General features: G+C 32.7%; 4 protein-coding genes. All 4 read right to left on the bottom strand.

Annotated features, from left to right (window positions below):
* Positions 1 to 208 precede the first annotated feature (208 nt).
* The 4 genes from DZB84_RS24495 to DZB84_RS24480 all read right to left on the bottom strand — a co-directional run bounded on the left by DZB84_RS24495 (position 209) and on the right by DZB84_RS24480 (position 4361).
* Entirely contained in the window at positions 209 to 637 is a 429-nt protein-coding gene (locus tag DZB84_RS24495; RefSeq protein WP_478219363.1) for a YrvL family regulatory protein, read from the bottom strand.
* A 220-nt stretch (positions 638 to 857) separates the two neighbouring features.
* Complete coding sequence (locus DZB84_RS24490) at positions 858 to 1241, bottom strand: DUF6262 family protein (protein ID WP_061794293.1); 384 nt, start codon at positions 1239 to 1241, stop codon at positions 858 to 860.
* On the bottom strand, positions 1234 to 3270 hold the full coding sequence (locus tag DZB84_RS24485) for a tyrosine-type recombinase/integrase (RefSeq protein ID WP_061794292.1): 2037 nt from the start codon (positions 3268 to 3270) through the stop codon (positions 1234 to 1236). Before DZB84_RS24485 ends, DZB84_RS24490 begins: the two co-directional genes overlap by 8 nt.
* Positions 3270 to 4361: a tyrosine-type recombinase/integrase gene (locus DZB84_RS24480; protein ID WP_061794291.1), complete on the bottom strand. Its 1092-nt coding sequence runs from the start codon at positions 4359 to 4361 to the stop codon at positions 3270 to 3272. Before DZB84_RS24480 ends, DZB84_RS24485 begins: the two co-directional genes overlap by 1 nt.
* Positions 4362 to 4496: the final 135 nt, after the last annotated feature.

The raw sequence follows: 4496 nt of genomic DNA, 5'->3' as shown, positions 1-4496 counted from the left end.
GATACGGCCGGTTATCAATACCTTTTTGTAAAAAAATTAAAATTATTATGTGTTCTTTCATTGTAGACATGTACTTAACGAAAGATTTAAAAATGACTAACGATTTAAAGTCGTTAGCCATTATCTTTCACAATCGCGCTCGATTGTGGAAGATTTTAAAAAATAATAAAGCTTCAAAATTAATCTTTAGTTATTACTAACGCTTCCTTTACTTTTGAGAGCCAAATTTATTCTCTATTTCCTTGAAGTCTTTGCTATCAATATCTGGTGGTTCTTTATCATTTTCTCTTAATGTCCAATTAAAAAATCCAGAAATCAATGCAAATATGAGTGAACCTTGCGAAGCAATCTCAATATTCACCATAAATGTATCGAGTAACTCCATTAACACAAAAGTGAGACCTGTATTCAAAATAAATGACAACCAGCCGTTGCTTGATTGAATAATACCAACAGATCTCAAAGCTTTTGGTATCGCATTTGTAATGAGTGAGAGAGGTATTTCAAGGAATACATACATAACAAAGAAAAATACTAAAGCACTGATTGAATTATATTGTAATCCGAGTAACCTTAAAAATATGTATTCAAAAAAGGTAATACCAAACAAAATTATTAGTACGATAGATGTACAGATAACTATTGTTTTAATTTTATTTATCTTAAACGACTCCTTCCTAAATTTGCCCGTTAATTTAAGTACAACGCTTCACAACCTCTCTTAAATTTTATCATTATATTCAATTTTCTTTAAAGCTATTGTTCCAGAAAATGGCCCGATTGCTGAATACAACTTATCTTTTAACGGCATTGTCATATTACACAGAAAATCAAACAGGGAGGGAAAATCGTAGATCTTAAATTCCCTCATAAATCTTCCCAAATTTAATTTTCATTTGTTCTTTAATTTCTTTATTTTCCTTCTCTAAATCTTTGATTCTCTTCCGTAAGGAAGAAATAATTACATCTTTAGATGCGTCACTCATATTTCTTTTAGCTTGTTTTATTGAAGGGAGACCTTCTTGTTGATTGCGAAGTGTTTCGATTCGTTCTCGGAGTTCTGTATTTCTGTATAGAAATGCTTTTGAAACCCCTGATTCTGCAGAAACAGAGTTAAAATTGATTTTTATTTGTTTTTTTATCATCTTTTTGATCGCTTCTTCAACTTTTTGAATGGTCTTTTCCGTTTTTAACTTTGCATGTTTTATAATACCTTCGGTATTTGGGTTTTCATTAGACATTTTGCATCACCTTCTCACGTTCATCTCCAACATACTCACGCCTGGTTTTATCTAAACCAAAGATACCACCAGTATGTAGTAAACCATTTGCTAATTCTTTATATCTTTTTAATTTGGGCTCAATTAACTCAACGGAACGTAACCTTCCGGATTTTTTGTATACTCCAATATCAGCTTCCATTTTAGATATCTGTTCTTGGTAATAGTCGAGAAACGTCTTGTCAACGTGAAAACTTCGGCAGTTGTTTTTAATACAGGGTGGTTCTAATGTCTGTTCAAGAAAATCACAATGAAGTTTAGGGCTTTTTACACAAAACCCATGATCTAAACGAATGGAGTCCATGTTATGACGTATCCATTCCAGTTCAACTCCGTTTTCTTCAGCCTGTTGAGCTAAATTAGCGACAATAACTTCTCCATGTGTATCTAGTCTTACTGCGCCAATATCGCGAGCCTTTTCCCATTCATCACGGAGTGTTTGATCATGAATTTGGGCATAGACTAACGTCATTTCAGGACTGGCATGAGCCATCAGTTTTTGAACATGAAGAATATTCATTCCGTTATTAATCAAATTAACACCGTAACGGTGTCGGAACGCATGATTTTTAAACCAATAAATTTCTCCATCTTTGTCCTTAATATTACATCTGTTAGCTAGTTTATTAAGGTTCAACTTAATGGAATCTTGCGATATGGGATTACCCATCCTTTTCCCTTTAAGTGTTGGAAACAAATATTTCTTAGGGTTCGTGTCCAAAGTTGATCTCTTTTTTGTAAGTTCTTGCTGCGCTAGGACCACATTTGCAATTTCCTCTGAAATAGGAACTTTATGATTTTTATAACTTACTTTTCTTTGATCTCCGATAATCCACCAGCCATCTTCTTGATTTACTAAGCAGTCAATTTTAAGTGATAAAACGTCACTTATTCGAAAACCTGTAGCTTCCATTAGAAGAATTATAGGTATATGATCTGAGGAAAGTTGGTTAATATGGTAAATTAACTGTTCCCATACTTCATCCGGGATATATTTAATTTCATCAGCTTTTGCTCTTTTCTTTTTAGGGATATCTTCAATTGACAATAGTGAAATTACTGACTTTGTCGGAGCTTCTTCCCATTCGAATTTCTGTATGTATGAGATAAACGTTTTAAGGTCTATTAAAAAACGATTTACATAATTGTGATCTGGATTAATTAAATATTTTCCCTTTTTAATAGTGGAATGTCGCAAGTATTCAATGTACTCCTCAATATCCATTCTGGATAGCTGGTTTAATTCTTTCCACTCAGGATGTTTACCCTTCAAAAAGGTGAAGAAAAACGAAAGTCTATTTAAATAACATATTGCTGTAGAAAAGCTAATGGATTGCTGAACAACTAGGCGAGTCTTTATATATTTTTTAAATAATTGTCTATAAGGTTGTGGAACCTTCGAAAAGTCTAATGAATATCTACTAATTGTATTGTTATAATTAATATTCAATTTTCGTACATCCCAACAATCCTTGTCTGTTTCATCACGTTCATCATAAAGCTGATAATAAAATTCATAAACTTGAAGAAAGAGTCTAATATACAAAGATGGTTGAACTGTTGGTGACAACCATGGTGATGACTTTTTCCGGTGTACAATTTCAACTGATTTTCCATTCTCTACAAGAAATGTTCGATATTCTGTTAGAAACTTTTCCTTCTGTATATCAATAATAGAATCTAAATTGGCATAGTATCGAGAGATGAATTCTGTAAAAATTTTAAGACATGGAGAATAATGCATGAAAGCATAGGTAATCGAAATCCTTGTCTCCTTTAATCCCTTATAAAAATAGTATTTTAATTCATTTTTCAATCTAAGATTGTGTACCTTATCAAAAATCAATTTTCTATTCCAATCATAATGTTTATCCAGGATGGGACATTCTTGTACATTCCATACATCATTTGCCCAATATCCATGTAATGGTTCATTTATCTGTTCCAGATGGTGGGGAAGGGGTTTTATTTTCAATGTACTCTGTGTCATTATTTATCTCTTCTTCCTATTTTTTTGTTTGATTGAGCTTGTTCCCAGCTTCCACGTATGGTTTCATCGGATGCATGGATATAAGTCTGTATCGTTGTTTGAACGTGTGCATGCCCTAATAATCTCTGTATGATGGCAATATCTACTCCTGCTTCATGTAACTCTGTGGCATATGTATGCCGAAGCATATGAGGGGTAAAATCTATTCCTGTTTTTTTCTTCATCCGTTTAATTAAAGAACGTACAGAACCATCAGTCATTGGTTTACCACGATTTGGTCCAGTTAAGGTGATAAACACATAATTGCTATCAATTTCGTAAGAATGAAAGTCTATTAGATAATCTTGAAAGAGATTCATAGTCTCAATAGATACATAGACTTTTCGTTTTTCTCCATCGGATGTTTTGGATCTCCTAACCGAAATAGCATTTTTACCAATATCAAAATCCTCTACCCACAGAGAAAGGGCCTCTCCAATACGTAATCCACCTTCATATAAAATACGGAACAATAATTCATCCCGTATATTGCTGCAAGCATTATGAATTACTTGTAATTGGTTTTTATTTAACGTTTTAACTGTACGCTTTGGCTCCTTAACTTTTAAAATGTTTTTATCATAAGAATTCCCTTTTGTAATGTGATGGAGGAAGGGTTTAAACGTCCTAAAACGCCCTGGGGCCTGCTTTTTTAATTGATTATTTACATTTCCCACGTAATCCTCATTACGAGTCAAATAGTCATAGAATCCTATGACACAAGTTATGATGGTATTGACTGTTCTTTCTGATCGTTTAGCTAAGGTTTCTTCAAAGTAAATGACTTTTGTAGATTGATCGGGAATTCTCAGCCAACCGATGAATTGAGCCAAGATATCAAGGTTCACTTCTTGATATCTTAACCGACTTTCCTCTAGGAATTGAAAATAAAGCTTTAGATGGTAACAGTATGACTTTAGTGTATTTTCAGCTTTTCCAATGTTATCTAAATACTTTATATACTTTGCAACCGGTATGACCGGATAGCCTCTCTTATCAATTAACAGATATCTTTTCTTCTCTTGAATGAGAACTTCTTGTACTTTCAACATTCCACCCCCTAATTCGTAAGATACTATATATTCATAAATTTAATAGTACAAATAATAATTCTTTAATGAAATATAAAAGAAGTAGTTACTATCGCAAGATACGTTAATAACTACTTCTAATACTAGTACAATTAA

Origin of the sequence: Bacillus sp. HNG (assembly GCF_003400205.1) — a bacterium.
Taxonomy (GTDB): domain Bacteria; phylum Bacillota; class Bacilli; order Bacillales; family Bacillaceae_L; genus Ferdinandcohnia.
This window is presented reverse-complemented; position numbering and strand designations above follow the sequence as displayed.